Source organism: Micromonospora qiuiae (genome assembly GCF_016863555.1).
Lineage (GTDB): Bacteria > Actinomycetota > Actinomycetes > Mycobacteriales > Micromonosporaceae > Micromonospora > Micromonospora qiuiae.
Genome location: NZ_BOPC01000004.1, coordinates 1 through 26,198 on the forward strand (window position 1 = coordinate 1; position 26,198 = coordinate 26,198).

Here is a 26,198-nt window from a genome sequence, read left to right on the forward strand (position 1 = left end):
GCCCCGCCCCGCGATCTTGCACTTTTGGTCGCGGCATATGGGGCGTATCGCCCATATCAGCGACCGAAACTGCAAGATCGGCAAGGGGGCGGGGGCTCCTGCCGTAGCATCCGGCAGGATTGCGCTGACCGGGTACCGACGTACAGGAGAACCCACATGAACCAGGCGACCAAGCCTGAGATCGGTCCGATCGAGGGCGCCCCACCGGCCGACCTCGTGATCGAGGACATCACCCTCGGCGAGGGAGCCGAGGCCCAGCCCGGCCAGGTGGCCCGCGTCCACTATGTCGGCGTCTCGCACTCCACCGGCGCCGAGTTCGACGCCTCCTGGAACCGCGGCCAGGCGTTCGAGTTCCCGCTCGGTGGCGGGCGGGTCATCGCCGGCTGGGACCAGGGCGTGGTGGGGATGCGGGTCGGCGGCCGGCGCAAGCTGACCATCCCGCCGCACCTCGGCTACGGCAGCCGGGGAGCCGGCGGCCTGATCAAGCCCAACGAGACCCTGGTCTTCGTGGTCGACCTGCTCGACCTCCGCTGACCCCGGAGCGTCCGGCGCCGGCCCCCGTGCCCGGCGCCGGACGCTCGCCCACGGCTCACACGGCGGCGAGCAGCGGCTCCGGTGCCGCCCCGACGACGACCGGGATGACCCGGCGCAGGCCGGTGGCCCGCAGCACCCGCTCCACCACCGGCGACGGGTTCACCAGCACCAGCTCGCCACCCTGGGCGCGCACTCGCAGTCGCGCGGCGACCAGCGCGCGCACCCCGGCAGCGGAGAGCATCAGCAGGTCGGAGAGATCCACCCGCAGCTCCGGCCGCGCCGGTGCCGCCCAGAGCGCACCACGGAACGCGGCGACGGTGGCGACGTCGATCACACCGACCGCTCGTACGCACACCGCCTCGTCGAAGACAGTCGTCTCGACGTGGAACCGCTCCTCGCGCTCTCGCATGAACCGAACCTATCGTCCGGCACCGACAGTTCCACCCTGCGTAGCGATGGTTCCGGGGTAATCCCAGGGCATGACCCGGGTGACCTCGGTGTCCACCCTAGGGTGGATCCCCAGGGTGGCGTGCTCCGCGTCACGCAGCGTACGGCCGGGCGGGTCCACGACGGACCGGCCCGGCGGGTACGCCCCGGTCAGCCGCCGCTGGCGGACGGCGTCGGTTCCGGCGAGCCACCGGCCACCGCCCCCGGATCCGGTGCCTGGGTCGGTGTTGGCCCCAGCCCGGGCGGCACGGGCAGGGCGCTGCCCTTGGCGAACTCGTCCCAGCTGACGTTCCAGGCCGTCCAACCGTTGCCCTCGTCGAGCGTCACCTCGGTGCCCTTGATGGTGACCAGGTCGCCGACCTGGGTGACCCCCATCAACCAGTCGGCGTTGGCCGCGGAGAGGTTGGTGCATCCGTGCGACACGTTGGTGTAGCCCTGGTCCCCCTCCGACCAGGGGGCACCGTGGATGAACTCGCCACCCCAGGTGAGCCGCTGGGCGTCCTCGACATCGACCACGTAGGGATCGGCCGAGCCCCGCGTGTCGAAGGTGGTGAGCTCGTGCTTCTCCATGATCACCATCTTGCCGCTGGAGGTCGGCGTGCTCGGCTTACCGAGGCTGACCGGCAACTTGCGCAGCAGCTTGCCGTCCCGGAGCACCGCCATCTGCTTGGTCGCGCCGTCGATCTCCAACTCGACCTGCCGGCCGATCTTCGAGGTGGCCCGCCGGTCAGCGTCGCCGACGTTCTCCTTGCCGATCGGGAGGCCCTCCAGCGCCGCACGGACGCTGATCGTCGTGCCCGGCCGCCAGAAGTCGGGTGCCCGGTAATAGACCTGGCTGCCGTCGGACACCCAGGACCAGGTGCCCGGCTGGGGCGGGTCCGTCTTCACAAACAAACGGCGCTGCACATCCACCCTGGCCTCTTTGGGAATTGGCGGGTCAAAGGCCACCGTTACTGGCATGGCCGTGCCGTACGTCCGGTTGCCTTCGAAGTAAAGGGTGCTGGTGATGGCCGGTTTTGACGATTTCGGCTGGGTCGTGAAAGTTGTCTTGCGGGTGACCGTCTTTCCGCGATCGCCGGTGGCGGTCACCTCCGCGGTGTAGGTCCGCTTCGGCTGCAGGGTCTTGCTCGGCACCCAGCCCGAACCGTCCTCGCGGGGCTCCGCCGCGACCGTGGCGCCCTTGTCGTCGGTGATCTGTACGGCGGTGATTCGACCATGCTTGACCTGGGTGCCGATCTCACCGCTGATCGGCACGTCCCGCGCCCCCTCGGCCGGCGTCACGGTCAACTCCGGCACGGCGGACCGCCCCTCGTTGCCCTGTTTACGGTCGATGGTGCACGCGCCCAACGCCAGCGGTGCCGCCGCGACGGTCACCGCCAGCAGCGCCAATCGCCCCCTCAGCGTCATGATTGTTCCCCCCGTTTGCTCCGTCCTCCGCCACATTCTCACCGGCAGCGCGGTGTCGATTTCGCAATTTCCCAGGAACAGCACGAATATTGCCAGGGACTTTTTCCGAGAATAGCGCCAGGCGTACCGGCGAACACGTCCGACGTACCGTCTGCGAGCGTTATCCGGCAAACCGAGGTCCGGTGCGTCCTGCCCGGCCGTGTCACGGCCGTACGTCGGCGGGCCCGGCGTCCGTTACGAGACGCCGGGCGCGCGGGGTCGGGGTCAAACAGCGGCGATCAGCAGTGCCGGCTGCTCAACGCAGTCGGCGACGTGCCGCAGGAAGCCGCCGGCCACCGCACCGTCGCAGACCCGGTGGTCGAAGGTGAGGCTGAGCTGCGTCACCTTGCGCACCGCGAGGTGCCCGTCGACCACCCACGGCTTGTCCACGATGCGCCCCACACCGAGCAACGCCGCCTCGGGATGATTGATGATCGGGGTGGAGCCGTCGACCCCGAACACCCCGTAGTTGTTCAGCGTGAAGCTGCCCCCGGTCAGCCGGGCCGGCGGCAACTCACCGGCCCGTGCCGCCGCGGTGGTCGCGGCGAGTTCGGCGGCCAGTTCCACGGTGGTGAGCCGGTCGGCGTCGCGCAGCACCGGGACGACCAGACCACGCTCGGTCTGTGCGGCGATGCCCAGATGCACCCCGGCGGACTGGATGATCCGTTGGCCCTCGGTGTCGACTCGGGAGTTGAGCTGTGGGTAGCGGCGCAGCCCCGACAGGCAGATCCGGGCAAGCAGGGCCAGGATGCTCACCGGACGGTCGGGACGGGCGGCGTTGATGGCGGCCCGGGTCTCCAGCAACGCGGTGGCGTCGGCGTCGACCCAGATCGTCACGTCGGGGATCTCCCGCCGGCTACGGGAGAGCTTGTCGGCGATCGCCCGGCGGATGCCGGTCAACGGGACGACCACGTCCGACGTACCGGGCGGGGCGAGCCCGACGTGCGCCGCCGGCAGGTCGGGGACGGCGGTTAGCCGGCCCTTGCCACTCGCGGCATCCGCCAACTCCCGGTCGGTCCCGACGACTGGCGGCGCCACGGCTCCGACGCCGCCCGAGGGGCCGGCCACGATCGCCGCGCCGGCGGCCGCCTCCACGTCGGCGCGGCGGACCACCCCGCCGGGACCGCTGCCGCGCAGGGTGGTCAGATCCACCCCATGCTCCCGGGCGAGCCGCCGCACGATCGGCGAGATGACCAGTGCCGGCGACCGATCCGACACGGCGGACGCGCCGGGCAGCGGGGCCGCGGTGGGTGCCAGCGGCGCGAGGCTCGGGTGCGGCTGCGCGGACACCGGTGGGCCGGCCGGCGCGGCAGGGTGCGCGACGGGCGCCACCCGGGGGCGGCGCCGCCGCCGGGCGGTGCTGTGACCGGTGCCGTACCCGATCAGCACGTTGCCGGAGCCGGCGCGCTCCTCCTCGCGGTAGACCGCGTGCCCGACGGGCTCGTCCGGCGCGCGCCGGGCACCGCCGCCGGCCGGCCCGGCGGCCTCGGTGCCGGCCGCGGCAACGGTGATCAGCGGCTGGCCGACCGGACGCACCTCACCCTCCGCGCCGTGCAGGGCGACGACCAGGCCGGCGTACGGGCAGGGCACGTCCACGACCGCCTTGGCGGTCTCCACCTCCACCACGCTCTGGTCGACGGTGACGATGTCGCCGACCGCGACCCGCCACCGCACGATCTCCGCCTCGGTGAGCCCTTCCCCGAGGTCGGGCAGGAGGAAAACACGTTCGCTCATGCCGGCACTCCGCTGCCTTCGGTCAGCCAGCGCGGGTCGGGCTGGTCGTCCCACTGCAACCGCGCCACCGCGTCCAGCACCCGGTCGACCGAGGGCAGGTGGGTGTGCTCCAGCATCGGCGCCGGGTACGGGATGTCCAGCCCGGCCACCCGCAGCACCGGGGCGTGCAGGGCGTGGAAACAGCGCTCCTGCACCCGGGCGGCGATCTCCGCGCCGACCCCGGCGAAGCCCTGCGCCTCCTGCACCACCACGCAGCGGCCGGTGCGGCGCACCGAGTCGGTCACGGTGGCGTCGTCGAACGGCACGATGGTGCGTACGTCGATCACCTCCAGGTCCCAGCCCTCCTCCCCGGCAGCCTCGGCGGCCTCCAGCGCGACCGGCACCGCCGGCCCGTACGCGACCAGGGTCGCGTCGCGTCCGGGCCGGCGGACGACGGCCCGGCCGAACGGTGCGGTGCGCGCCGGCAGGTCCGCCTCGGCGCTGGCGAAGTAGAGCTTCTTCGGCTCCATGAAGACCACCGGGTCCGGGTCGTCGATCGCCTCGCGCAGCAGGGAGTACGCGTCGGCGACAGTCGCCGGCGTGACCACCTTCAACCCCGGGGTGTGCGCGTAGTACGCCTCGGAGGAGTCACAGTGGTGTTCCACGCCCCCGATGCCGCCGGCGTACGGCACCCGGATCACCATCGGCACGCTCAACGCGCCCCGGGTGCGGTTGCGCAGCTTCGCCACGTGCGAGGCGATCTGCTCGAACGCCGGGTACGCGAACGCGTCGAACTGCATCTCGACCACCGGGCGCAGCCCGGACATGGCCAGCCCGACGGCGAAGCCGACGATGCCGGCCTCGGCGAGCGGGGTGTCGAAGCAGCGCTTGTCGCCGAAGCGGGCCTGCAGGCCGTCGGTGATCCGGAACACCCCACCGAGTTGCCCGACGTCCTCGCCGAAGACGACGACCCGCTCGTCGTCGAGCATCGCGTCGGCGAGCGCGGCGTTGAGCGCCTTCGCCATGGTCATGGTGGCCATCAGGCGTCTCCCTCCTGCGCCGCGGCCAGCTCGGCGCGAAGGAGTTCGCGCTGCTCGGCCAGTTGCGGGGTGGGCTGGGCGTAGACGTGTTCGAAGAGGCTGAGCGGGTCGACCGTGGGCTGGGCGTTCATCCGGTCGCGCAGCCGCGCGGCGTACGCCTCGGCTTCTTCGGCGATCTCGGCGACGGCCGCGTCGTCGAGCATGTCGCGCGTGCGCAGGTAGCTCTCCAGCCGGGTGATCGGGTCACGGTCGCGCCACGCCTCGACCTCGTCGGCGTCCCGGTAGCGGGTGGCGTCGTCGGCGTTGGTGTGCGGCTCCATCCGATAGGTGTGCGCCTCGACCAGGAACGGTCCCTTGCCGGCGCGGGCGTGGGCGACGGCCCGGCTGAGCACGGCGAGTACCGCCACCGGGTCGTTGCCGTCGACCTGCTCGCTGGGTACGCCGTAGCCGACGCCCTTGTAGGCCAGCGAGGGGGCGGCGGTCTGCCGGGACAGCGGGACGCTGATCGCGTACCGGTTGTTCTGCACGAAGTAGACGACCGGTGCCTTGAACACGGCGGCGAAGTTGACCCCCTCGTGGAAGTCGCCCTCGCTGGTGGCGCCGTCGCCGATGTAGACCAGCGCCACGGTGTCGCGCCCCTGGTAGGACTCGCCGTAGGCCAGGCCGGCGGCGTGCACGCACTGGGTCGCCAGGGGGGTGCACTGGGGGGCGGTGTACCGCGCGGCGGGGTCGTACCCGCAGTGCCAGTCGCCGCGTAGCAGGGTGAGCACCTCGACCGGGTCGATGCCGCGGGCGGTCAACGCCACCGACTCCCGGTAGGTGGGGAAGACCCAGTCGTCGTCATGCAGGGCCAGGACACCGCCGACCTGGCACGCCTCCTGGCCTCGCGAGGACGGGTAGACGGCGAGCCGGCCCTGCTTGGTCAGCGCGGTCGCCTGCGCGTCGAAGCGTCGTCCGACGACCATCCGCCGGTACATCTCGCGCAACGCCGCCAGCGGCGGCTCGGGGTAGTCGGCGCGGGCCGGTAGCGGGCTGCCGTCCGGGTTGAGCAGCCGGACCGGTTCGGCCTGGGGCAGCAGGGCGGCGGACGGGTGGGGCGCTGCCGGGGTGGCCGGCCGGCGCTTCCGCGGGGATGCCCTGCGGACCGCCTGGGGGGTGCTCGTCACGGCGGGACCTCCTGGACGTGTGGTGGCACTATGCTCCTGTGCTCGGATGATTGACTCAAGATGCCCGGTGAACGCGGGACGAATGACACGGCCGGGGGGGCGGAGATGAGCCAGGAGGACAACCTGAGGCCGGGCCCGGCGGCCGGAACGGGACGAACGGCCGTCGCGCTGGACGAAGTGGACCGGCGCATCCTCGACGAACTGGTCCGCGACGGCCGGATGTCCATCCGTACGCTCGCTGAACGCGTGCACGTCTCGCGCACCAACGCGTACGCGCGGGTGGAGCGGCTGCTGCGCGACGGTGTGCTCACCGGGTTCGGGGCACGGATCGCGCCGGAGGCGGCCGGGCTGGGCACCTCGGCGTACGTCGCGCTCACCATCGAGCAGAACACCTGGCGCGAGGTGTCCGCGGAGCTGGCCCAGGTGCGCTACGTCGAGCACGTGGCGCTGCTCAGCGGCGAGCACGACGTGCTCGCCCTGGTCCGGGCGCCGGACAACGCCACCCTGCGGGACGTGGTGCTGGACCGGGTGCAGGGCATCGCCGGGGTGCTCGCCACCCGCACCTGGCTGGTCTTCGACGAGTTCGACGGGGAACGCGGCCCGTGGACGTGACCGGCGCTCAGCTCTCGGGCGGCGCCTCCAGACCCTCCCGGTCGGCCAACGCCAACAACGGTTCGAGGGAGAAACGCCGCTCGTCGAGGCCGGCGTGCGGGTCCCCGCGCTCGGCGAACCGACCCGGCATGCTGGTGACGTCGAAATCCTCCGGCCGGACGTCGTCCAGCTCGGCCCAGTCCAACGGGGCCGAGACCAACGCGGCGGGGGTGGGCCGGATCGAGTACGCCGAGGTCATGGTGTGGTCCCGGGCCATCTGGTTGTAGTCGACGAAGACCGGCCGGTCCCGCTGCTCGCGCCACCAGGTGGTGGTGACCAGATCCGGGCGACGACGCTGCATCTCGCGCCCCAGCGCCAGCACCGCCCGCCGGCAGTCGCCGAAGCTCCACCGTGGCTCGATCGACACGTAGACGTGCAGACCCCGCCCGCCGGTGGTCTTGGGGTAGCCGGCCAGGCCCAACTCGTCGAGGAAGGCGCGCACCTTGTGGGCCACCGGCACCACCTGGTCGAACCCCACCCCCGGCAGCGGGTCCAGGTCGATGCGCAGCTGGTCCGGCCGCTCGACGTCGTGCTTGGTGACGGGCCACGGATGGAAGCGCAGCGTGCCCAGGTTGACCGCCCAGATCACCACCGCCAACTCATCCGGCGCGACCTCGTCCGCCGTCCGGCCGCTGGGAAAGGTGATGTGCGCGGTGCCCACCCAGTCCGGCGCCCCCGCCGGCACCCGCTTCTGGTAGAACGCGTCGCCCCGGTTGTCCTGCCGGGTGGCGATGGTCGCCCCCTCGAACACACCCCGGGGCCACCGCTCCAGCATGGTCGGCCGATCCCGCAGCGCGCGCAGGATGCCGTCACCAACGGCGAGGAAGTAACGCACCACGTCGAGCTTGGTCAGCCCCCGGTCGGGGAAGTACGGCTTGTCCGGGCTGGAGACGCGGACCGTCCGCCGCCCCACCTGGATCTCCTCAGCCGCGCCCGCCACGGCTCACAGGGTACGACGGGTCACCGACACGGGTGGGCGTACGGACGGACCGGGCGGCGCGGGCCCCACCCGGTCCACGGTGTCCGCGTCGATCAGCCGTTCTCCCGCTGCAGGCGCGAGATGAGCATCTGCTTGCCCTGCTCGCCCGCCTTGCGGTTGTTCTCCTGGATCTTGCGGAACCAGGTGGCGAGTTCGTTGTCCCCCCGCGACTCGGCGTCGGCGATGTACGTCTCCATCTGCCAGATGTGTTCCAGCGACATCTGAATCGCGTGGATCAGGTCGTAGTTCTTGTCCTTCACCGGGCTGGCCGGGTGCGTCATCGTGGCCACGGTTCACCTCCAGGTAGCTCCGTCAGGTCCCCGCCGGGTACCCCCGGCTCGGGCCGGCACACCCACCGGGCCGAAAGTGCGGCGACGGACCCGCCGACCGGGACCGGACAGACCGGTCGGGTGCCCCGGCCGGGGCGGGCGCGACGGCGTGGCGGCGGCGTACCCGGTAGGATTCCCTGCGGGCCGTGACTGGCGCATTGGAGATGGAGAACCATCGGGGAGCGGCCCCGTCACGAGGACGCATGCCGAGCGCCTGGGCCTTCCGCACGTCACCAGGAGGTCGCATGCCGCGCAACGTCGAGTCCACCGCCTTCAGCAGCGCACTCGAGGTGATCGGCGGTGTCGAGCCGCGCATCGCCGACGCCATCCGCGCTGAACTGGCCGACCAGCGCCAGTCACTCAAGTTGATCGCCAGCGAGAACTACGCCTCGCCGGCCACCCTGCTGGCCATGGGCAACTGGCTCAGCGACAAGTACGCCGAGGGCACGGTCGGCCGCCGCTTCTACGCCGGCTGTCAGAACGTCGACACGGTCGAGGCGCTCGCCGCCGAGCACGCCCGCGAGCTGTTCGGCGCGGCGCACGCGTACGTGCAGCCGCACTCGGGCATCGACGCCAACCTGGTGGCCTTCTGGGCGATCCTGGCCGACCGGGTGGAGGCCCCCGCGCTGCAGCGGGCGAAGGCCCGGCACGTCAACGACCTGACCGAGGTGGACTGGTTCGCGCTGCGTCGGGAGTTGGGCGACCAGCGGATGCTCGGCATGTCGCTGGACGCCGGTGGGCACCTGACCCACGGCTTCCGGCCCAACATCTCCGGCAAGATGTTCGACCAGCGCAGCTACGGCACCGACCCGGCGACCGGCCTGGTCGACTACGACAAGGTGGCCGAGGCGGCCCGCGAGTTCCGGCCGCTGGTGCTGGTCGCCGGCTACTCGGCGTACCCCCGGAAGGTGAACTTCCGGATCATGCGGGAGATCGCCGACTCCGTCGGCGCGACCTTCATGGTGGACATGGCCCACTTCGCCGGCCTGGTCGCCGGCAAGGTCTTCACCGGCGACTTCGACCCGGTACCGCACGCGCACATCGTCACCACCACCACCCACAAGTCGCTGCGCGGCCCGCGCGGCGGCATGGTGCTCTGCGGCCCGGAGCTGGCCGACCAGGTGGACCGGGGCTGCCCGATGGTGCTCGGCGGCCCGCTGCCGCACGTGATGGCCGCCAAGGCGGTCGCGCTGGCCGAGGCCCGTCGCCCCGACTTCGCCGACTACGCCCAGCGCATCGTCGACAACGCCCAGGCGCTGGCCGAGGGCCTGCTGCGCCGGGGCGCGAAGCTGGTCACCGGCGGCACCGACAACCACCTGGTGCTGATCGACGTCACCGGCTACGGGCTGACCGGCCGGCAGGCCGAGCAGGCGTTGCTGGATTCGGGCATCGTCACCAACCGCAACGCGGTGCCGCAGGACCCGAACGGCGCCTGGTACACCTCCGGCATCCGGATCGGCACGCCCGCACTGACCACCCGCGGGCTGGGCCTGGCGGAGATGGACGCCACCGCCGAGCTGATCCACACCGTGCTGAGCCAGACCACCGCCGGCACCGGCCCGGACGGCACCGCCAGCAAGGCGAAGTACGTGCTCGACCCGGCCCTCGCCGACAAGGTCAGCCGTCAGGCCACCGAGCTGCTTGCCGGCTTCCCGCTCTACCCGAACGTCGACCTGACCTGACCGGCGCACGGTTCGGCCGGCCCTGGCGCTGGTGAAGGCAGCCTGGGCCGGCCGGTCGGCGTTCAGTTGAGTGGGCGCTTGAGGTGGTAGCGGTGCACCTCGGTGCTGCCCTGGACGTTGTTCACGTCCTCGGCGGCCGTGACGAGTTCCCAGCCCTCCCGCCCGACCCGGTTGAGGTGCGCGACCGCGGTGTCGCCGTACGCCGTGACATCCGTTCGGGACCCGTCCGGCCCGTACCAGACGAAGGTGACATGAAAATTCCGGCCCTGCCCCTGGTAGCGGCGGACCAGCAGGGCGTACTCCCAGGCAATCATGCCGCCCATTATGACCGTCCACCCAGGACGGCGGCAGGGCGGCCGTCACAGGTTGCCAAGCGGTGAACACGGCAGGTCGAAGCTGTCGCTCAGCCGACCGGCACGGTCCGTAGCGCGCGGGCGGCGGCCGGATCCGCGCAGCCGGCGAGGGCCAGCGCGTCACGCAACTCGTCGGCGAGCAGCGCCAACCCGACGCTCGCCCCGGCCTCTCCCCCGGCAGCCAGCGCCCAGAGCATCGGCCGGCCGACCAGCACCCCGTGAGCCCCCAGGGCCAGGGCCCGCAGCACGTCGAGGCCGCCCCGGATGCCGCTGTCCAGCAACACCTCGCACCGGTCGCCCACGGCGGCGACCACCTCGGGCAGCATGCTGGCGCTGGCCGGCGCTCCGTCGAGCTGCCGTCCGCCATGGTTGGACACCACCACCGCACGCGCACCCGCGTCGACCGCCCGTACCGCGTCGGCCGGATCGAGGACGCCCTTGACCACCAGCGGCAGCTCGCAGTGCTCGCCCAGCCACCGCAGGTCCGCCCAGCCCAGCGCCGGTGCGAAGGCCCCGCCGCTGGTCGCCGCGACCGGGTTGACGCCCGGCGTACCGCCGTGGGCCAGGTCGTCGCGACCGCCGGGCAGGTTCGCCGGCACCAGATCCGGCGGCAGGCGGAAGGCGTTGCGCAGGTCCCGGTACCGTCGGCCGAGCACCGGCACGTCCACAGTCACCACCAGCGCCCGGCAGCCGGCGTCGCGCACCCGGGCCAGCAACTCCGCCACCAGTGCCCGGTCACGCAGCCAGTACAGCTGGAACCACACCTCGGCGCCGGTCGCGGTGACCTGCTCGATCGGCGTGCTGCCCAGGATGCTGGCCAGGTAGGGCAGATCGGCGGCCCGGGCCGCGCCGGCCAACCCGATCTCGCCGTCGGGGTGCACCAGCCGCTGGTACGCCATCGGCGCCACACCGACCGGCATCGCGTACTCCCGATCGAGCAGCCGGGTCCGCAGGCTGGCGGTGGCCACCCCGGCCAGCACCCGGGGCAGCACACCCACCCGGTCGAGCGCCCGTCGATTCGCCTCGAGGGTGATCTCGGTGCCGCTGCCGCCGTCCAGGTAGTCCCACACCTCCGGCGGCAGCACCGCTCGGGCCCGCTCAGCAAAATCAGCCAGACATACCGGCACGTCAATCTGCATGACCACACCTTAAGGAAGGGCCCCCTATTAACGCCTCGTGCATAGGAAGGGCCCCTTATTAACAAGTTCGGCTCGGGTGGCGGCGGTCACGGTGTGCTCCGGGTGCAGTACGGAAGCGTATGGTCGGGCGATGGCCAGTTGGGAAGACGTACGCCGGATCGCGCTGAGCCTGCCGGAAAGCGCGGAGCGACCCTCGTACGACGGACTGCCTGCGTGGAAGGTCCGGGACAGGTCCTTCGTCTGGGAGCGCCCGTTGCGCCGCTCCGACCTCGACGCTCTCGGGCCGGCGGCACCGGACGGGCCGATCCTGGGCGTACGGGTGGCTGACGTCGGCGTCAAAGAGGCACTACTCGCCGACGACCCGGGTCTCTACTTCGCCACGCCACATCTCGACGGCTACCCCATCGTGCTGGTCCGGCTGGACCGGATCGAGGTCGATGAGCTGACTGAGTTGATCGTGGAGGCGTGGTACGCCCGCGCCCCGAAGCGACTCGCCGCCGCCTATCGAGCCGAAACGGCACCGCCGCGCACCTGACCCGTGGGCTCGCCGAGTGCGCCCGGCGGCAGCCGGGCGCACTCCCATCACGGCCGAGGTGCAGGCAATCTTGGGCACTTTCTGCCCTCAGGGAGGCCTCGCGCGTCCAAGATCTACTGAGGTGCGTCCCGCAGGGCGGCGGGCAGCGCCTCGTGGTGCAGGACGACCAGGGTCGCGACGGCTCGGGTGAGCACGACGTACAGACGGTTCATGCCACGCGGCTCGGCGGCCACGATCTCGGCCGGTTCCACGACGATGACGTGGTCGTACTCCAGGCCCTTGACCAGACTGGCCGGGACCACCGCGACGTCGGGCGCGTCGATGAGCCCGGCGAGCGCCTCGGCCCGGTCGTCGGCGGCGATGACGGCGACGGCCGCGTCGCGCGGGGCCTGGCGGGCCGCGTCGCGGAGCGCGGCGTGGAGGTCGTCGACCTGCCGTACGGAAAGTGTGCCGCCGGGCCGGTACGACCGCGTGGGCGCGATCCCGGGGGCGAGAGCCCGTGCCGCGTATTCCGCGATGACCTGCGGCACCCGGTAACCGGTGTGCAGCTCCAGGGTCCGGATCTCCCGCTTGCCGATCCGGGCGAGCAGCTGCGGCCAGGACTCCGCCGCCAGCGGATGGGTCGCCTGCCCGAGATCACCGACGACGGTCATCGAGGCGTACTCGACGCGGCGTGCGATCATCCGGCACTCCATCGGGGACAGGTCCTGGGCCTCGTCGAGGATGACGTGCAGGTACGGCTCCTCGATGGCGGAGTCGTCGTCGGGTCCCTCGACCGGCAGCGGCTCGGCCAGCACCGGCACGTAGCCCTCCTCGCCGTGCGGGTCGAAACCGTCGGTCCAGCCGACGACGTGGTGCCCTTCGCGGAGGATGACCGCCTCGGCCCACCGCTGCGCGGCGCCGATCGCATCGTTGTCGATGGTCGGCCCGGCGAGCGCGATCGGGGTCGGGAGGTGGGGTGCGTACAGTTCCCATCCTTCCTGCAGCCCGCAGCTGAGCACGAAGGTCGCCACTGTCCGGGTGCCGATGGTCAGCTCGCGGAGCCGCCACTCGGGTTCCGGTGCCTTCGGTGCGGCTGGTGGCTCACCGAGCAGTTCGGCCAGTTCGTCGAGGAGCGGTACGTCGTCCACGGACCAGTCGGACCGGCTGCGGTACGTCGCGGCCAGCGTCTCGGCGTCCTCGGGGGCCAGGCCGATCACGCGTGCCGGGTCGCCGAGCCAGGAGAGCACCTCCGTCGGGGCCAGCGTGGGCCACCATGCCTGCCGGAAGCCGAGCAGCTCGTTGCGATCGCCGACGTCCTCGGCGAACAGCTCCCGATCGAGGTGCCTACCGTCCACCTTCTGCCACAGGGCGTCCACCAGCACGGCGGCGGCGGTCGGGCCGGCCGCGTTGGGCCTGGTGCCGCTCGCCTCGCACCGCGTGCGGACCCGACGGCGGACCACCGCCAGGTCCTCCGCGTCGAGCGTGAGCACCTGACCCGCGTACACCAGTCGCAGCCGGCGTGGTGCGCTCGGCGGCGGCTGCCAGATCAGCTCGACCAGCACGTTCCGCATGCGATCGTCGCCCTTGATCCGCGCGACGTGCGCGCGATCCCGGCGCGTGGCGGTCACCGAATCGACCAGCTCGCCGAGGGCCCGCAGGTGCACGCTCTCCTCGCCGAGCGAGGGCAGGACCCGGCTGATGTAGCGGGTGAAGACCGTCGAGGGGCCGACCACCAGGATGCGGCCGTCGGTGAACCGGCCCCGGTTGGTGTAGAGGAGGTACGCGGCCCGGTGCAGCGCGACCTGGGTCTTGCCGGTCCCCGGGCCGCCGCTGATCAGGGTGACGCCCCGGGCCGGTGCCCGAATGGCCTCGTCCTGTTCCCGTTGGATGGTGCTGACGATGTCGCGCATGTGCGGCCCACGGGAGCGGCGCAGCGCGGCCAGCAGTGCCCCCTCACCGAGCACGCGAAGGTCACCGGCCCGGTCCGGGGAGAGCACGTCGTCGTCGAGGTCGACCACCTTCGAACCGCGGCAGATGATGACCCGGCGGCGTACCACGCCGAGCGGCTCCCCCGGCGTCGCCCGGTAGAACGCCGCGGCGGCCGGCGCCCGCCAGTCGATCAGGAGCGGTTCCAGACCGTCGCGTACGCCCAGCCGGCCGATGTGAAAGCTCTCGCCGTCGTCGAAGTCGAGCCGGCCGAAGACGATGCCCTCCGCCTCGACGTCCAGCGCCCGCAGCCGCACGGCCGCCTGGTGCACCATCGCGTCCCGCTCCACCAGGCCGGTGGCCGGGCCGGCGGCCGCCCGCCGGTGGCCCTCACCGGCGAGGTCGTTCGCCCGCCTGCGCATCCCCTCCAGCAACTCGTAGACCCGGTCCACGACCTGCTGCTCGGCAGCGATCTCCCGGCCCCTGGCGTCAGACACAGTGCCCCCCGATACGCATGGCTTGACACGTCCGGCGAAGCGTATGACCAGTTCAGGGGTGGATAAATCAGTCTTCGCGACGATCCGAAAGGCTGTTTTGCCTCCTACAATGAAAGTGGCATCGGGAGGACGGGTCACTTCACGCCGGGGCGCTCCTGCGCCGCACCGGACGGCGACGCCACCGCAATCATCCGAGTCTCGTCCCGCCTTGGCGGCGCGGCGGGCGGTGCAGCGGGCGGTGCGGCGGGCGGAAGGACGATCCGGGGCCGAAGCTCGGCGGGTTCGGTCGGACAGTGCAGCGGGCCGGTCATGGAATCGCCACCCCCACGTCGGTGCGCGCGGGTGCGGCCCGCGGGTTCTACCTGCAGAAACCCTATGGCAGCACGCATTCACGTTGCCAGATGCAAATGGCTGATCGAAACGGCCGACTGGCGGGATTGCCGACGCGGTTCCCGAGGAGGCAGGATCGGTTCCATCTGTCGACGCTCGGTGAGCAACGGATGACACAGGCGATCAGGCCGGGACGGGGCCCGCAGGAGGTCCTCGGTGGGTCCGGCCGGCACCCGGACCAGGAAGACCACCGTCCCTCGTGTCATCGTCGCTCCTCTCCGGCCGGTGTCGATCCGCGCAGCACCAGCGCGCTGTTGAATCCGTCGAAGCCCCGTGCGCAGACCAGCGCCACCCGGGTACGCGGACGCCGATGCTGGCGCAGGAAGTCCAGCTCACAGCCGTCGGCGACAGTCTGCGGGCCGGCCGACGCGGGCAGCGTGTCGTGCCGGTAGGCGAGCAGGGCGGTGGCGACGTCCAGCGCCGATCCGCCCTGGTGTGCCCGCCCGGTCAACGCCTTGTGGGTGCTCACCGGCGCCGCCTCGCCGAAGACCGCCCGCAGCGCGGTGGCCTCGGCGCGGTCGTAGCGGGGCACCCCGAGCGCGTCGGGGACCACCATGTCCACCTCGGCCGGCTCGGCGTCGGCCCGGCCCAGGGCCAGCCGCATTGCCCGGGCGTACTGGTGCGGGTCGCCGATAGAGGTGGGCGAGGTGTGCGCGGCGTCGTGGGTGGCGCCCCAGCCGGCCACCTCGCCGTAGATCCGGGCGCCGCGGGCCGCCGCGTGATCGTGCTCCTCGACCACGAAGACCGCGCCGCCCTCGGCCGGCAGGTAGCCGCAGGCCGCGGCATCGAACGGCCGGTAGGCCCGCTCCGGGTCGGTCACCTCGCTGAGCAGGCCGGAACGCAGCTGGCAGGCCAGCGCGTACGGGCTCAGCGGGCACTCGGTCGCCCCGGCCAGCACCACGGAGGTGCCGCGCCGGATCGTGCGTACGGCGTGGGCGAGGCTGTCCAGCCCGCCGGCCGACTCGGTCACCAGCACCCCGCACGGCCCCTTGGCCTGGTGCCGGATGGACAGCTGCCCGACGCTGGCCGCGTAGAACCAGGCGATCGACTGGTACGCGCCGACCGTACGCGCCGGTGACGACCAGAGTCGTTGCAGCTCCCGCTGACCGAACAGGTTGCCGCCGGAGGAACTGGCCAGGGTGACCGCCCAGTCGTACGGGTCGGGTGCCTGCTCGGGCAGACCGGCGTCGGCCAGCGCCAGCCGGGTGGCCGCGAACCCGAGGTGGGTCCAGCGGTCGGTCTGCACCAGGATCCGGTTGTCGACGTGGCGGGCCGGGTCGAAGTCCGCCACCTCGCCGCCGAGCCGGGTCGGGTATTCGCTGGCGTCGAAGAGGGTGATCGGCCCGGTGCGGCGCTGGCCGGACAGCACCGTACGCCAGTGCTGCTCCGCGCCCACGCCGCTGGGGGCGACCACCCCGATCCCGGTCACCACCGCCCGACGCCGCCGCTCGGTCACGCCGGCACCTCCCGGGCGAGCCGGCGGAACAGCATCGCCGACTGGAAGCCGCCGAAGCCGCTGCCGACCGAGAGCGCCACGTCGACCGGCACTTCCCGGGCGGTGTTCGGCACGTAGTCCAGGTCGCACTCCGGGTCCCGGGTGGTCCAGTTCGCCGTCGGCGGCACCACGCCGAACTCGATCGCGAGGGCGCAGGCGGCCATCTCGATCGAGCCGATGGCGCCCAGCGAGTGCCCGACCATCGACTTGATGGAGCTGATCGGCACCCGGTACGCGGCCGGCCCGAGCGCCCGCTTGAACGCGGCTGTCTCGTGCCGGTCGTTCTGTCTAGTGCCGGAGCCGTGCGCGCTGATGTAGGAGATGTCCTCGGGACAGAGCCGGGCCTGCCGCAGCGCATCGGTGATGGCCAGCCCCATCTCTCGGCCGTCCGGGCGCAGCCCGGTCATGTGGTAGCCGTTGCTGCGACTGGCGTAGCCGGCGACCTCGCAGTAGACGTGCGCGCCGCGTCGCCGGGCGTGCCCGGCATCCTCCAGTACCAGCACCGCCGCCCCCTCTGCCAGCACGAAGCCCCGCCGATCGGCGTCGAAGGGCCGCGAGGCGTGTGCCGGATCGTCGTTGTCCGGGCTGGTGGCCTTGATGGCGTCGAAGGAGGCGACGGTGACCGGGGAGATCGGCGAGTCGGCCGCACCGGCGAGCACGATGTCCACCTCACCGTCGACGAGGAGCTGGTGGGCGTACCCGATGGCGTCGATGCCGGAGGTGCAGCCGGTGGAGACGACCTGCGCCGGGCCGTGCAGCCCGTACCGGCAGGCCACGTCGGCGGCCAGGCTGCTGGGCACCAGCGCCGGATAGAGGTACGGGCCGCCGAGCGCGGCGTCGACCAGCCAGTGCCGGCCACCGTCGCTGACGGTGACGTACTCCTGTTCCAGGGCCATGGTGCCGCCGACGGCGGTGCCGAGCACGACTCCGGCCCGGTCGCGGTCGGCGTCGGTCAGCTCCAGGCCACTGTCGGCGACCGCTTCGGCGGCGCAGGCCAGTGCGAACTGCACGTACCGGTCGGCGCGTTGTTGCTGCTCTGTGTTGAGGCCGGCGGCGTACGGGTCGAAGTCGCACTCGGCGGCGATCTGTGAGCGGAACGGCGACGGGTCGAAGAAGCTGATCCGCCGGGTCGCCGTACGCCCCTCGGTGAGGTTCTTCCAGAACCGGTCCCGGGTGACGCCGCCGGGCGCGACCACCCCGATGCCGGTGACCACGCTGCGACGGCCGGTCATGATGTTTCCCGCTGCTCGGCCGGCTCGGTGTCGACGTGACCCAGTTCCGGCCGGGGTGCCAACGGTCCGAGGTGGAAGACCACTTCGGCGGGCAGGTCGCCGGTGTTGCGCAGCCGGTGCCGGACGTTGCGAGCCACGAACAGCGCCTCGCCGGCGGCCAACGGCACCGGTTCGTCGTCCAGGTCGACGGTGATCGAGCCGCGTACGACGTAGAGAAACTCCTCGCTGTAGGGGTGGTAGTGCTCGGCGATGCGCTCCCCCGGCGCCATGGCGGCCACCCCCATGAAGCCGGAGGTGCTGCCGACGGTACGGGGACCGAGCAGGACCCGCAGCTCGCCGCCGCGACGCCGGTCGGCGGGCACGTCCCGGGCGGCGACCAGGGCCAGGTCAGTCATCGTCGTCCCCCGTCCCGGCACCGCGTTCCCCCGCCAGCCGCTCGATGCGTTCCTTGATCACTGCCAGCTGCACCGCGCTGTTGGTGTTGATCCGCTCGGTCATCCCGGCGTTGTCCACCGGTGCGGTCGGCTTCATCGCGAAGTCCTGCGTCCAGGTCATCCGGACGCCCTCGGGTTCCTGTCGATAGGTCCAGTGGATGTGCATGTACTCGAAGGGGCCGGTCTCCACCCGGTGGGCCCGCACCTGCCACGTCGTCGGATCGGGGGTACGCTCGCTGACCCAGCTCCACTTCACCCCGTTCTCGTCGGGGTGCATGGTCAGCCGGAACCGGACGGTGTCGCCGTCGCGCCCGAGGATCTCGACCTTCGCGTACTCGGTGAACAGGTCGGGCCAGCCGGCGACGTCGTTGGTGACCGACCAGACCAGCTCCAGCGGCGCGGCGATGAGGATGCTGTTCTCGGTGTGCCCGGGCGGATCGCTGGGCGGCGGCTCGGCGGACGCGGGCGTGTCGGCGGGGATCGCCGGTTCGGCACGCCCGGCGACCAGGTCGGCCACGGCGGGGATGCTCAGCTGGGCGGCCTGCTCGGGAATGGTCACCTGGTACCGGTCGGCGACGACCGCGGCGAGTTCGAGCAGCGCGAGGGAGTCCATCCCCAGCTCCTCCAGGGAGGCGGTCGGTGCGCGGGCAGCGGCGTCCGGGTCCAGGCCGCAGTTGGTCACCAGGATGTCGGTTATCTCGCCGGTCAGCGAGCGGCCGTCGGTGACGGTCATCGTCTCCTCCTCGGGGTGTATGGGGCTAACCGCGCGCGGTGGCGGTCACGCGCACCGTCCGTCGAAGCTGTAGAAGCAGCGGGCCATGGCGTCCCGGGGCGAACGCCAGTGGGGCAGGTACGGTGTGATGAAGGGCGCAGCCGGTACAGCGACCGGTGCCGGACACCCACCAGGCGTGGCAGTTCGGTCGTGACGGACTCGGCGAAGATCTCGGCCACCGCGTCCGCGGCGCCCGGAACCACCTTCGCGACGATCACCGTTCGATCCATGCCGGTCCTCCCCCGTGATTCGGTGGCGACGCCTCCCGGCGTCCCCGACGACTTCCGACACCATGCGGAGCCCGGCGTCACCGGAGCGTCATCGAGGCGGCGCGGCACGACCGCTCTTAGTGACGCTACGTTGACGCAATCTGTGAATATGCTGAACGCGCCGGATCGCACGGTCGGCAAGGTTGCCCAGTTCAGAGCCGACTTCATGGATGGCAACAGGTCGGTTTGTCGACATCGATGTTGACTCAGAGTAATCGCTATTGATAATCTTCGCGACGGTCTGACCCGGCTCCGCACGCACCCGCGCGCGGCCCAGCTAGTCGACGGCGGCGTCCCCGGCGAACGCGCCGGGGCCTGACCGAGACCCGCAGCCGACGTGTCAGGGGGTGCCGACGTGGCCGCCGATCCGCCCACCCCGACCACCGGAGAACACCGGTACGTCGAGGTAGAGCTGCACCTGCTCGGCGGCTTCCGCCTGATGCACGGCGGCACGCCGGTGCTGGTGCCCCGGGGCCTGCAACGGATCATCGCGCTGATCGGGCTGCGACCCGACGCGACCCGTACTCATCTCGCCGGGTTGCTGTGGCCCGAGGCCACCGAGGAACGGGCGCTGTCGTCGCTGCGGACCGCGCTGTGGCGGCTGCGCCAGGACCCGTACTGCCCGCTGATCATCACCGCCGACACGGTCCGTCTCGACCCAGCGGTACGGGTCGACGTCGACGAGCTGGAAGCCACGGCCGCCCGGGTACGCGACGGCCAGGCACCGGACGACGCCGCGCGGGCGCTCACCGCCGGCCGCCACGACCTGCTCCCCGGCTGGTACGACGACTGGGTGCTGACCAGCCGCGAGCGGTTGCGCCAGCTCCGGCTGCACATGCTCGAACAGGTCGCCAGCCAGCACCTGGCCGCCGGACGGCACGGCGAAGCCCTCGAGGCGGCACTGGAGGCGATGGCCGCCGAACCGCTGCGGGAGACACCGCACCGGCTGGTCGTCCGCATCCATCTCGCCGAGGGAAACGCCTTCGAGGCGGTGCACGCCTTCTACGTCTACCGGGATCTGTTGCTCCGGGAGCTGCGGCTGGAGCCCTCCCCCGCGATGACCGCGCTGCTCGACGAGACGCTCGAACCGATCCGCCGGGCCAGCCGGCCGGCACCCCGGCCACCCGGCCACCCGGCCACCCGGCCGACGTTCCAGGCCCGCTGACCGCCGTAACCGCGGCGTTCGGCCCGTTGAGGGGCAGGTTTGAGAGCCCTGGATACAGGGTGAGCCGACCCGGGCAGCGCCCTGCCGATCGGGGTGTCCACCTCGGAGCCGATGCCGACGTGGAAGGGCAGCACGGTCACCCTGCTCGGCGACGCGATCCACACCATGACTCCCGGACGGGGGTCGCGCCCCGTCGCCCTTGCCTCTCGTGAAAGCTCACCGGCTGCGCACAGGGGAGGTTGTCACCAGTCGTGTGATGTCACAGAGAAATATTTATGTCCGTGTGACATCACGACTGTTCGATGATGCACCCTTGGTGGCGATGCCCCTGCGGCGGCCCACATCCCACCCGCTCATCCCTGTCGATCAACCCCACACAGTCCGCTTCGTACCGGCCACCTGCGGTAGCTCTCCGCGCGTCCGCATGGACTGTTACCGAGGCTGGCTGTTGCCTCCGCCGCACGTGTGCAAAGCTGCGGCGAGCTTTTTTCGGGACGATCGGACGTGAACTTCAGGGAGGTTTGCCGTGGGCGAGTCCTTCGGTAACTGGCTGATACTGCTCGTGGTCCTGCTGGCCGGGCTGGCCGGAGGCTGGCTGCTGCTGCGCAGCCGGCGCAACGATGCGCCCGCGCCGACGAGCGACGCCACCGCGCAGGCGACCCAGCCGGCACAGGCGACCCAGCCGGCACCAGCCACGACCAACGACACCCAACAGTCGAGCACCACCGCAGCACCCGCCGAGCCGGCCGGCGCCGCACCAGCCGACGCCAAACCGGCCACCACCGCGCCAACCGCCGCCGAACCGGCCGACGCCGCACCAGCCGGCGCCGCACCGGCCACCACCGCGCCGACCGACGCCGAACCGGCCGACGCCGCACCAGCCGCCGCCGAGCCAACCACCTCCGACCCGGTCACCGCGCCCGTGGCGAGCACCGAACCGCAACCGGCGAGCACCGAGCCGCAATCGGCGAGCACCGAGCCGCAATCGGCGAGTGTCCCGGACGAGTCGCCGGTGACGCCTGTCGAGAAGACGACGGCGACGATCGTTGCCGGCTCATCGCCGGGACGTAAGGCGACCGCCAAGCGAGCTCCGGCCGCCAAGAAGACTCCGGCCACCACTGCCGAGGACGCCGACGACGACTTCCGGCGCATCCAGGGTGTCGGGCCGAAGATGGCCGCCGCCCTGCACGGCGCAGGAATCCGGACCTACCGCCAACTGGCGGACCTGGACGAGGCGGCGCTACGGGACGCGATCCGGGGTGCCGGGATGCGGGCCACGGCCAGCGTGGCCACCTGGCCCCAGCAGGCGAAGATCCTGGCTGCGCAGACCGGCGACGACGCCTGACAACTGTCGCTGAGCCGCCGGCAGCCTCCGCTGACCGGCGGCAAGATCCGCGCAACATCGGGGAAAGTGCTGCCTCGCCGACTGACGAGGCCGCACTTTCCCCGAAACTGCTGTCGAGGTCGAGCCCGCAGGGCTTGTACGTGCAAGCGAGGCGGCGAAGTCATCGTTAGCCGAGCGGTCGGGGTGGGTACAAGGCCCGTCACCTCGTACCCACCCCGACCGTGGAGGAACGCCATGCGCGGCACGTCGATATTCGGAGTTCTCGTCGTGATCTGGCTGATCATCGGCGCAGTCGCCGCCGGCCAGCGCGGCTACTACAACGACGAGGAGACCAACTGCGCCGAACTCGGCACCATCCTGGTCACCATCGTCGCCGGACCGTTGAACTACGTCGGTGCCAACCCGAAGGTCGACTGCGAACTGCCCCAACCCTCCGAGTGACGGCGGTGCGGGAATCGTTCCGCCCGCCTTCGGTCGGCGGGACCGGCGGCGGGCGGAGTGACGCGTCCCGAGGAATTCAGCGGAAGCAGTGCGAGACCGGCACATGTTGATGACTGCGCCATTCGCGCTCATGTTCCCGATGTCCTGGCAACGGCCGAGCCGGCACCGGACATGCGGGAGGGCCGGCCGACACCCCCCGGAGCCGGCCGACCCCCTGATCCCCCGTGGTCTGATCCGGGCGATGCCGCCCGGCTGATCGGACCGCCCCCGCGCTCCGCGCAGCGGAGCGCGGGGACCCCCCGTCCCGGCTACTGCAGGAACGCCCCGAGGGGCGACAGCAGCAACCGACCGAGCGCCGCGGCCGCGTCGTCGAGTCGCTTGCGCTCGCGTTCGTGTCGGTGCGGATCGTGCCGGCACCGCCAGATGCGTTGTGCGTTGCGCCAGGCGACATCGCGCGTGTACCCGATCAGCTCACCCTGGTACCAGTCGTCGATGTTGCCGTTGAGCATGTCGATGAGCAGTTGCCACCGATCCAGGTAACCCCGGCGCAGGTCGGGGATCTTGTCGGCGAAGATCTTGTTGATCTCCAGATAGTCGTGGTGCTGGTCGCTGCCGTCGACCGGCTCGGATTCCAGGTGGGCGAAGGTGGTCACCAGCGCGAACGGCAGATCGAAGTTGATGTGCGCGTTCACGCCGGCCGCCGCCGAGGGCAGTGGGCGCGCATCCGGGCCGCACATCCGCTCGAACAGGCACGCCCAGGCCTTCGGCGTGCCAGGGCTGCGGTCGCTCCACAGCCGCAGCGCGTCGAAGTAGCGAGCGGCGAACTCCACGTCCAGACGGGACATGAAGATCGGGTCGATGAACCGATCGGCGTAGAGGCCGTCCAGCACGCTGCTGGTGATGACGAGATACAGCCGGTTGAAGTCGGCCAGTGGACAGCTCTCCATCAGCGGAGGCAGCCGGACCAGCAGATTCTGCAACTCGGTCAGATGCTCGACCACGGCGGGCACGTCGGCCGGGTGATCGGCGAGCAGGTCGACCATGTCCTGATGGACCGGCCCCCAGACCGGTTCGGTCGCGTCGTCGCGGGACACCACCGCACCGAGTCCAGTGACTCGCTCACCCATGCCTTCTTCTCCGCCCTGGTCGCCAGCACCGCCGTACCTCGCCGGCACCGGGCTCAGCCTGTCAGTCAGGCGGAGCGGCGACATCAGTAGAACGACGTATCCGACACCTACCGGCGGCTACGCAGAAAGATGGCGCTGGCCTGGACCCGGGTACGCACATGCAGCTTGTCGAAGATGTGCGAGACGTGGACGCCGATGGTCCGTTCGCTGATGAACAGCCGCTGGCCGATCTCCTTGTTGGTCAGGCCCTCGGCCACCGCGGCGAGCACCTCGCGCTCGCGGGGGGTGAGCGCGGCGAGTTCGTCGCCGCCCGTCCCGGCCGGCGGCGCGGCGTCCACCGCCCGTTCCGCCAGCCCGATCCGGGCCCGGCCAGCGAGGGTAGCGATCTCCTCGGCCAGCGGCACCGCGCCGAGTCCCTGCGCCGTCTGGTAGGCCTGCCGCAACAGTTTGCCGGCGGTGGCGGTCTGGCGACGGCGGGACAGCAGCGCCTCGGCCTGCCGCAGCCGGGAGTAGGCCGCCGGATAGGGGTGGTTGCGGCGATCCCACTCGGCGGCGGCCCGCGCCCACAGTTCCGGGTCCGCTCCGTCGAGGCGGCTCACCTCGGCCGCGCAGAGCGCCAGGTACCCGTCGACGACGTCGCGTACCGGTCGGGCCGCCCGCTCGCTCTTGCGGGCCACCCGGTCGGCGATCTCCCTCAGCCGGCGCACCGCGGTGTCGTCGACCGCGACCGTGCGGCCGGCGTGCGCCTCGGCCTCGGCGCGCAGACCGTGCCAGACCAGCACGGCGAGAATGACCAGGTCGTCGGAGCGGGTCTCGGTGAGGCCGCGCTGCACCGTGTGGCGGGCCAGGTCGTGGCGTCCCTGCCACATCGCCAGCCCGGCGCGCAGGGTGAGCAGGGGGATGACGTGCCGGGCCCCGCCGCCGGCGAGCATGGTGGCGGCGGCGTCGAGATCCCGATCGGCGGCCTCGGTGTCGCCGTAGCCGACCGAGAGCCGGCACCGGGCCAGCAGCAGTTCGACCGCGTCCGCGCCGGAGGGCCGGTGCCGCAACGCCGCCGAGACGACCTTCTCCGCTTCGGACCACTGCCCCACCCGGAACAGGCCGTTGGCGGCGATGGCCAGCAGCCGGGTTCCGTAGCTGCGGCCCAACCCCAGTTCGGCCACCCGCTCGGCGCCCCGCCGGGCCACCACCACCCCCTCTTCGAGGATGTTCAGCGGGCCGGTGAGCAGCTCCGCCAGGTGCAGGTAGGCCAAGGCCACGTCCTCGGGGCGGCCCGCGCGCTCGGCGGTCGCCAGCGCCCGGCGCAGCACGGCCAGCCCGGCGTCCGGATCCTGGCGGTACGCCTCGGAGAAACCCAGCGCCATGCTGGCCAGCACCACCTCGGTGGTGGCCCCGTCAACTCCCTCGGCGAGGGCCAACGCCTCCCGCGCCCGCTGGCCGGCGTCGGCGTACCGGCCGAGGTGCAGCAGCAGCTCCGCCAAACGGGCGGCGGCGGTGGCACGCTGCCGAGGTGTGCAGTCGGCGGCCTGCAGCGCGTGCTGGTACTCCGCCTCGGCCAGCGCCGAACGGCCCGCGGCGGCGAGGTAACGGGCCCGGCGGATGTACAGCTCGCAGGCCGGGAGATCGCTGCCGGTGCCGGCCAGCTCCTCCAGCAGCGACAGCGCCCGGGCGTACTCACCACAGTGGTGGGCGGCCTCGGCCGCGTGCCCGAGCAGGGCGGCGCGGTCCACGTCGGGCAGGCCCTCGGTCAGCTCGACCGCGACCGACCAGTGCCGGTGCGCCTCGGCGTAGCCGTACAGTCGCTCGGCCTCCTGTGCGGCGGCCAACGCCGCCGGCAGCGCCCGCTCCGGTTCGCCAGCCAATCGCCAGTGATGCGCCAACCGGGCCTGGTGCAGCTCGCCGGACGCCGAGGCCAACGCCTCGGCGTAGCGGCGATGCAGCACGGCTCGTTCGGCGGGCAGCAGCTCGTCGGTGAGCACCTCCGCGACCAGCCGATGGCGCAGCCGGTAGCCGTCGTCGGAACCGACCAGCAACCGGTGCGAGACCGCCGCGCGGACGGCGTCCAGCAGGTCGTGCTCGGGCAACCCGACGACCTGGGCGAGCAGCCAGTGTTCGACCGGTTCGACCCCGGCGGCGACCGCGTGCACGGCCCGGCGCGCTGGACCGGGCAGGGCGTCCACCCTGGCCAGAAAGACTTCTCGCAGGGTGTCGGAGAGACCGTCCCGGCCGTCGCGCAGATCCCGGGAGAGTTCCTCGACGACGAACGGGTTACCGCCGCTGCGCCGCCACAGCTGCTCGGCCGCCTCCGATGCCAGCGGACGACGCACCACCGCCGCGGCGAGCTGCTCGGTCGCGGCTCGGTCCAGCGGGGCCAGGTCGAACACCCGTACCGACCGCAGCCGGCGCAGCTCGGTGAGCACCCGACGCAGTGGATGCGCGCCCTGAAGGGACTCCGAGCGCACCGCCGCGAGCACCGACAACTGGAGGTCACCCAGGCCGGCGAGCAGGTAGAGCAACAGCTGGCGGCTGGTCCGGTCGATCCACTGCAGATCGTCTAGCACGAGCACCACCCGGCGCCCCGCCGCGATCACGCTCAGCCCTCGGGAGACCCGCTCCAGCAGTGCGCCCGCCCCGTCTGGATCGGTGGCTTCCTCGGTGAACACCGCCAGCAGCGCACGGACCGAGGCAGCGGCGGGCGGGGCCAGGTCGGCGTCGAGTCTGCGTAATGCCTGGCGCAGCGGGTGCAACGGCGAGGCGTCGCCGATGTCCAGACAGGAGCCGGTGAGCACCAGGGCATCCCCGTCGCGCAGCCGCTCACCGACCTCGTGCAGCAACCGGGTCTTGCCCACGCCACTCTCGCCGGTGAGGAAGACGGCGGCGGTGTTTCCCGCCGCCTCGTCGAGCAGCGCGGAGCACACCGTCGCCAGCAGTTCGGCCCGACCGACGAGCGGCGTGCCGTCCACGTCGCTGGCCATGGCTCGCAGCCTAGCCACCGGCCGCCTGCTCGCTCTACCGCCGCCTGGTCCGACTCCTACGCCACGCGTCGGCATCGCGCCAAATGCTGGTCGCCGACACCTGGCCCTCGCCGCAGGTCCGGGCCATCGCGCAC

23 protein-coding genes, 1 pseudogene and 1 riboswitch are annotated in these 26,198 nt (G+C 72.0%); of the genes and pseudogenes, 7 read left to right on the top strand and 17 right to left on the bottom strand.

From position 1 onward, the window contains the following. Positions 1 to 156: 156 nt before the first annotated feature. Positions 157 to 534: an FKBP-type peptidyl-prolyl cis-trans isomerase gene (locus Vqi01_RS01170; protein WP_204032110.1), complete on the top strand. Its 378-nt coding sequence runs from the start codon at positions 157 to 159 to the stop codon at positions 532 to 534. Between the two features lie 55 nt (positions 535 to 589). Here Vqi01_RS01170 and Vqi01_RS01175 read toward each other — a convergent pair whose 3' ends face one another. The 5 genes from Vqi01_RS01175 to pdhA form a co-directional block, all read right to left on the bottom strand. Then, positions 590 to 943: an STAS domain-containing protein gene (locus Vqi01_RS01175; protein ID WP_204032111.1), complete on the bottom strand. Its 354-nt coding sequence runs from the start codon at positions 941 to 943 to the stop codon at positions 590 to 592. A 188-nt stretch (positions 944 to 1,131) separates the two neighbouring features. Continuing rightward, positions 1,132 to 2,388 carry a L,D-transpeptidase gene (locus Vqi01_RS01180; RefSeq protein ID WP_204032113.1) on the bottom strand — a complete coding sequence of 419 codons (1,257 nt, stop codon included), beginning with the start codon at positions 2,386 to 2,388 and terminating at the stop codon, positions 1,132 to 1,134. A gap of 264 nt (positions 2,389 to 2,652) precedes the next feature. Then, positions 2,653 to 4,161 carry a dihydrolipoamide acetyltransferase family protein gene (locus Vqi01_RS01185; protein WP_204032115.1) on the bottom strand — a complete coding sequence of 503 codons (1,509 nt, stop codon included), beginning with the start codon at positions 4,159 to 4,161 and terminating at the stop codon, positions 2,653 to 2,655. Next, positions 4,158 to 5,180 carry an alpha-ketoacid dehydrogenase subunit beta gene (locus Vqi01_RS01190; RefSeq protein ID WP_204032117.1) on the bottom strand — a complete coding sequence of 341 codons (1,023 nt, stop codon included), beginning with the start codon at positions 5,178 to 5,180 and terminating at the stop codon, positions 4,158 to 4,160. The genes Vqi01_RS01185 and Vqi01_RS01190 overlap by 4 nt, the downstream gene beginning before the upstream one ends. Beyond that, positions 5,180 to 6,346 carry a pyruvate dehydrogenase (acetyl-transferring) E1 component subunit alpha gene (pdhA, locus tag Vqi01_RS01195; protein WP_204032118.1) on the bottom strand — a complete coding sequence of 389 codons (1,167 nt, stop codon included), beginning with the start codon at positions 6,344 to 6,346 and terminating at the stop codon, positions 5,180 to 5,182. Before pdhA ends, Vqi01_RS01190 begins: the two co-directional genes overlap by 1 nt. A 105-nt stretch (positions 6,347 to 6,451) precedes the next feature. On the opposite strand from pdhA, the gene Vqi01_RS01200 reads away from it, so the two are divergent. Continuing rightward, on the top strand, positions 6,452 to 6,958 hold the full coding sequence (locus Vqi01_RS01200) for an Lrp/AsnC family transcriptional regulator (protein WP_204032120.1): 507 nt from the start codon (positions 6,452 to 6,454) through the stop codon (positions 6,956 to 6,958). A gap of 7 nt (positions 6,959 to 6,965) precedes the next feature. On the opposite strand, the gene Vqi01_RS01205 is transcribed toward Vqi01_RS01200, so the two are convergent. Together Vqi01_RS01205 and Vqi01_RS01210 are read right to left on the bottom strand one after the other, a co-directional pair. Beyond that, the gene (locus tag Vqi01_RS01205; protein WP_204032122.1) at positions 6,966 to 7,937 is read right to left on the bottom strand and encodes a DNA polymerase domain-containing protein; all 972 of its coding nucleotides are present in this window, start codon (positions 7,935 to 7,937) and stop codon (positions 6,966 to 6,968) included. 92 nt (positions 7,938 to 8,029) lie between these two features. After that, on the bottom strand, positions 8,030 to 8,257 hold the full coding sequence (locus Vqi01_RS01210; protein WP_204032378.1) for a hypothetical protein: 228 nt from the start codon (positions 8,255 to 8,257) through the stop codon (positions 8,030 to 8,032). 184 nt (positions 8,258 to 8,441) lie between these two features. Continuing rightward, positions 8,442 to 8,532: riboswitch (ZMP/ZTP riboswitch) on the top strand. An 18-nt stretch (positions 8,533 to 8,550) separates the two neighbouring features. Here Vqi01_RS01210 and Vqi01_RS01215 point away from each other — a divergent pair. After that, positions 8,551 to 9,987 carry a glycine hydroxymethyltransferase gene (locus Vqi01_RS01215; protein ID WP_204032123.1) on the top strand — a complete coding sequence of 479 codons (1,437 nt, stop codon included), beginning with the start codon at positions 8,551 to 8,553 and terminating at the stop codon, positions 9,985 to 9,987. A 62-nt stretch (positions 9,988 to 10,049) separates the two neighbouring features. Here Vqi01_RS01215 and Vqi01_RS01220 read toward each other — a convergent pair whose 3' ends face one another. Beyond that, positions 10,050 to 10,310 carry a hypothetical protein gene (locus tag Vqi01_RS01220; protein WP_204032125.1) on the bottom strand — a complete coding sequence of 87 codons (261 nt, stop codon included), beginning with the start codon at positions 10,308 to 10,310 and terminating at the stop codon, positions 10,050 to 10,052. Between the two features lie 80 nt (positions 10,311 to 10,390). Next, a complete protein-coding gene (locus tag Vqi01_RS01225; RefSeq protein WP_204032127.1) occupies positions 10,391 to 11,479 on the bottom strand; it encodes an alpha-hydroxy acid oxidase in 1,089 nt (362 codons plus the stop codon). Between the two features lie 130 nt (positions 11,480 to 11,609). Between Vqi01_RS01225 and Vqi01_RS01230 the strand changes: the two genes are divergently transcribed. Next, positions 11,610 to 12,014 (top strand): MmcQ/YjbR family DNA-binding protein, encoded by a 405-nt coding sequence (locus Vqi01_RS01230; RefSeq protein WP_204032129.1) that lies wholly within the window; start codon positions 11,610 to 11,612, stop codon positions 12,012 to 12,014. 113 nt (positions 12,015 to 12,127) lie between these two features. Here the strand turns inward: Vqi01_RS01230 and Vqi01_RS01235 are convergent, their stop codons facing one another. The 6 genes and pseudogenes from Vqi01_RS01235 to Vqi01_RS01260 form a co-directional block, all read right to left on the bottom strand. Then, positions 12,128 to 14,419, bottom strand: a complete 2,292-nt coding sequence (locus Vqi01_RS01235) for a HelD family protein (RefSeq protein WP_204032130.1) — start codon at positions 14,417 to 14,419, stop codon at positions 12,128 to 12,130. 592 nt (positions 14,420 to 15,011) lie between these two features. Continuing rightward, on the bottom strand, positions 15,012 to 16,265 hold the full coding sequence (locus Vqi01_RS01240) for a beta-ketoacyl synthase N-terminal-like domain-containing protein (RefSeq protein WP_204032132.1): 1,254 nt from the start codon (positions 16,263 to 16,265) through the stop codon (positions 15,012 to 15,014). Continuing rightward, positions 16,262 to 17,536, bottom strand: a complete 1,275-nt coding sequence (locus tag Vqi01_RS01245) for a beta-ketoacyl-[acyl-carrier-protein] synthase family protein (protein ID WP_204032134.1) — start codon at positions 17,534 to 17,536, stop codon at positions 16,262 to 16,264. The genes Vqi01_RS01240 and Vqi01_RS01245 overlap by 4 nt, the downstream gene beginning before the upstream one ends. Then, the gene (locus Vqi01_RS01250) at positions 17,533 to 17,931 is read right to left on the bottom strand and encodes a cupin domain-containing protein (RefSeq protein ID WP_204032135.1); all 399 of its coding nucleotides are present in this window, start codon (positions 17,929 to 17,931) and stop codon (positions 17,533 to 17,535) included. Before Vqi01_RS01250 ends, Vqi01_RS01245 begins: the two co-directional genes overlap by 4 nt. Then, the gene (locus tag Vqi01_RS01255) at positions 17,924 to 18,703 is read right to left on the bottom strand and encodes an SRPBCC family protein (RefSeq protein ID WP_204032137.1); all 780 of its coding nucleotides are present in this window, start codon (positions 18,701 to 18,703) and stop codon (positions 17,924 to 17,926) included. Before Vqi01_RS01255 ends, Vqi01_RS01250 begins: the two co-directional genes overlap by 8 nt. Before the next feature lie 45 nt (positions 18,704 to 18,748). Next, positions 18,749 to 18,972, bottom strand: a pseudogene (locus tag Vqi01_RS01260) (TcmI family type II polyketide cyclase). A 394-nt stretch (positions 18,973 to 19,366) separates the two neighbouring features. On the opposite strand from Vqi01_RS01260, the gene Vqi01_RS01265 reads away from it, so the two are divergent. The 3 genes from Vqi01_RS01265 (at position 19,367) to Vqi01_RS01275 (ending at position 21,962) form a co-directional block, all read left to right on the top strand. Further along, positions 19,367 to 20,176, top strand: coding sequence for an AfsR/SARP family transcriptional regulator (locus Vqi01_RS01265; RefSeq protein WP_239098097.1), 810 nt, complete (start codon positions 19,367 to 19,369; stop codon positions 20,174 to 20,176). A gap of 526 nt (positions 20,177 to 20,702) precedes the next feature. Further along, the gene (locus Vqi01_RS01270; RefSeq protein ID WP_204032139.1) at positions 20,703 to 21,521 is read left to right on the top strand and encodes a helix-hairpin-helix domain-containing protein; all 819 of its coding nucleotides are present in this window, start codon (positions 20,703 to 20,705) and stop codon (positions 21,519 to 21,521) included. Positions 21,522 to 21,755: 234 nt separating this feature from the next. Then, complete coding sequence (locus Vqi01_RS01275) at positions 21,756 to 21,962, top strand: hypothetical protein (protein WP_204032141.1); 207 nt, start codon at positions 21,756 to 21,758, stop codon at positions 21,960 to 21,962. A gap of 308 nt (positions 21,963 to 22,270) precedes the next feature. Here Vqi01_RS01275 and Vqi01_RS01280 read toward each other — a convergent pair whose 3' ends face one another. Together Vqi01_RS01280 and Vqi01_RS01285 are read right to left on the bottom strand one after the other, a co-directional pair. Further along, positions 22,271 to 23,089: a DUF5995 family protein gene (locus Vqi01_RS01280; RefSeq protein WP_204032143.1), complete on the bottom strand. Its 819-nt coding sequence runs from the start codon at positions 23,087 to 23,089 to the stop codon at positions 22,271 to 22,273. A gap of 107 nt (positions 23,090 to 23,196) precedes the next feature. Next, positions 23,197 to 26,064: a helix-turn-helix transcriptional regulator gene (locus Vqi01_RS01285; protein WP_204032144.1), complete on the bottom strand. Its 2,868-nt coding sequence runs from the start codon at positions 26,062 to 26,064 to the stop codon at positions 23,197 to 23,199. Positions 26,065 to 26,198: the final 134 nt, after the last annotated feature.

What these genes read in the sequence shown, in the direction of transcription:
- Vqi01_RS01170 (WP_204032110.1), top strand. Translation starts at nt 157, where the DNA reads ATGAACCAGGCGACCAAGCCTGAGATCGGTCCGATCGAGGGCGCCCCA.
- Vqi01_RS01175 (WP_204032111.1), bottom strand. Translation starts at nt 943, where the DNA reads ATGCGAGAGCGCGAGGAGCGGTTCCACGTCGAGACGACTGTCTTCGAC.
- Vqi01_RS01180 (WP_204032113.1), bottom strand. Translation starts at nt 2,388, where the DNA reads ATGACGCTGAGGGGGCGATTGGCGCTGCTGGCGGTGACCGTCGCGGCG.
- Vqi01_RS01185 (WP_204032115.1), bottom strand. Translation starts at nt 4,161, where the DNA reads ATGAGCGAACGTGTTTTCCTCCTGCCCGACCTCGGGGAAGGGCTCACC.
- Vqi01_RS01190 (WP_204032117.1), bottom strand. Translation starts at nt 5,180, where the DNA reads ATGGCCACCATGACCATGGCGAAGGCGCTCAACGCCGCGCTCGCCGAC.
- Vqi01_RS01200 (WP_204032120.1), top strand. Translation starts at nt 6,452, where the DNA reads ATGAGCCAGGAGGACAACCTGAGGCCGGGCCCGGCGGCCGGAACGGGA.
- Vqi01_RS01210 (WP_204032378.1), bottom strand. Translation starts at nt 8,257, where the DNA reads ATGACGCACCCGGCCAGCCCGGTGAAGGACAAGAACTACGACCTGATC.
- Vqi01_RS01215 (WP_204032123.1), top strand. Translation starts at nt 8,551, where the DNA reads ATGCCGCGCAACGTCGAGTCCACCGCCTTCAGCAGCGCACTCGAGGTG.
- Vqi01_RS01220 (WP_204032125.1), bottom strand. Translation starts at nt 10,310, where the DNA reads ATGGGCGGCATGATTGCCTGGGAGTACGCCCTGCTGGTCCGCCGCTAC.
- Vqi01_RS01225 (WP_204032127.1), bottom strand. Translation starts at nt 11,479, where the DNA reads ATGCAGATTGACGTGCCGGTATGTCTGGCTGATTTTGCTGAGCGGGCC.
- Vqi01_RS01230 (WP_204032129.1), top strand. Translation starts at nt 11,610, where the DNA reads ATGGCCAGTTGGGAAGACGTACGCCGGATCGCGCTGAGCCTGCCGGAA.
- Vqi01_RS01245 (WP_204032134.1), bottom strand. Translation starts at nt 17,536, where the DNA reads ATGACCGGCCGTCGCAGCGTGGTCACCGGCATCGGGGTGGTCGCGCCC.
- Vqi01_RS01250 (WP_204032135.1), bottom strand. Translation starts at nt 17,931, where the DNA reads ATGACTGACCTGGCCCTGGTCGCCGCCCGGGACGTGCCCGCCGACCGG.
- Vqi01_RS01255 (WP_204032137.1), bottom strand. Translation starts at nt 18,703, where the DNA reads ATGACCGTCACCGACGGCCGCTCGCTGACCGGCGAGATAACCGACATC.
- Vqi01_RS01275 (WP_204032141.1), top strand. Translation starts at nt 21,756, where the DNA reads ATGCGCGGCACGTCGATATTCGGAGTTCTCGTCGTGATCTGGCTGATC.
- Vqi01_RS01280 (WP_204032143.1), bottom strand. Translation starts at nt 23,089, where the DNA reads ATGGGTGAGCGAGTCACTGGACTCGGTGCGGTGGTGTCCCGCGACGAC.
- Vqi01_RS01285 (WP_204032144.1), bottom strand. Translation starts at nt 26,064, where the DNA reads ATGGCCAGCGACGTGGACGGCACGCCGCTCGTCGGTCGGGCCGAACTG.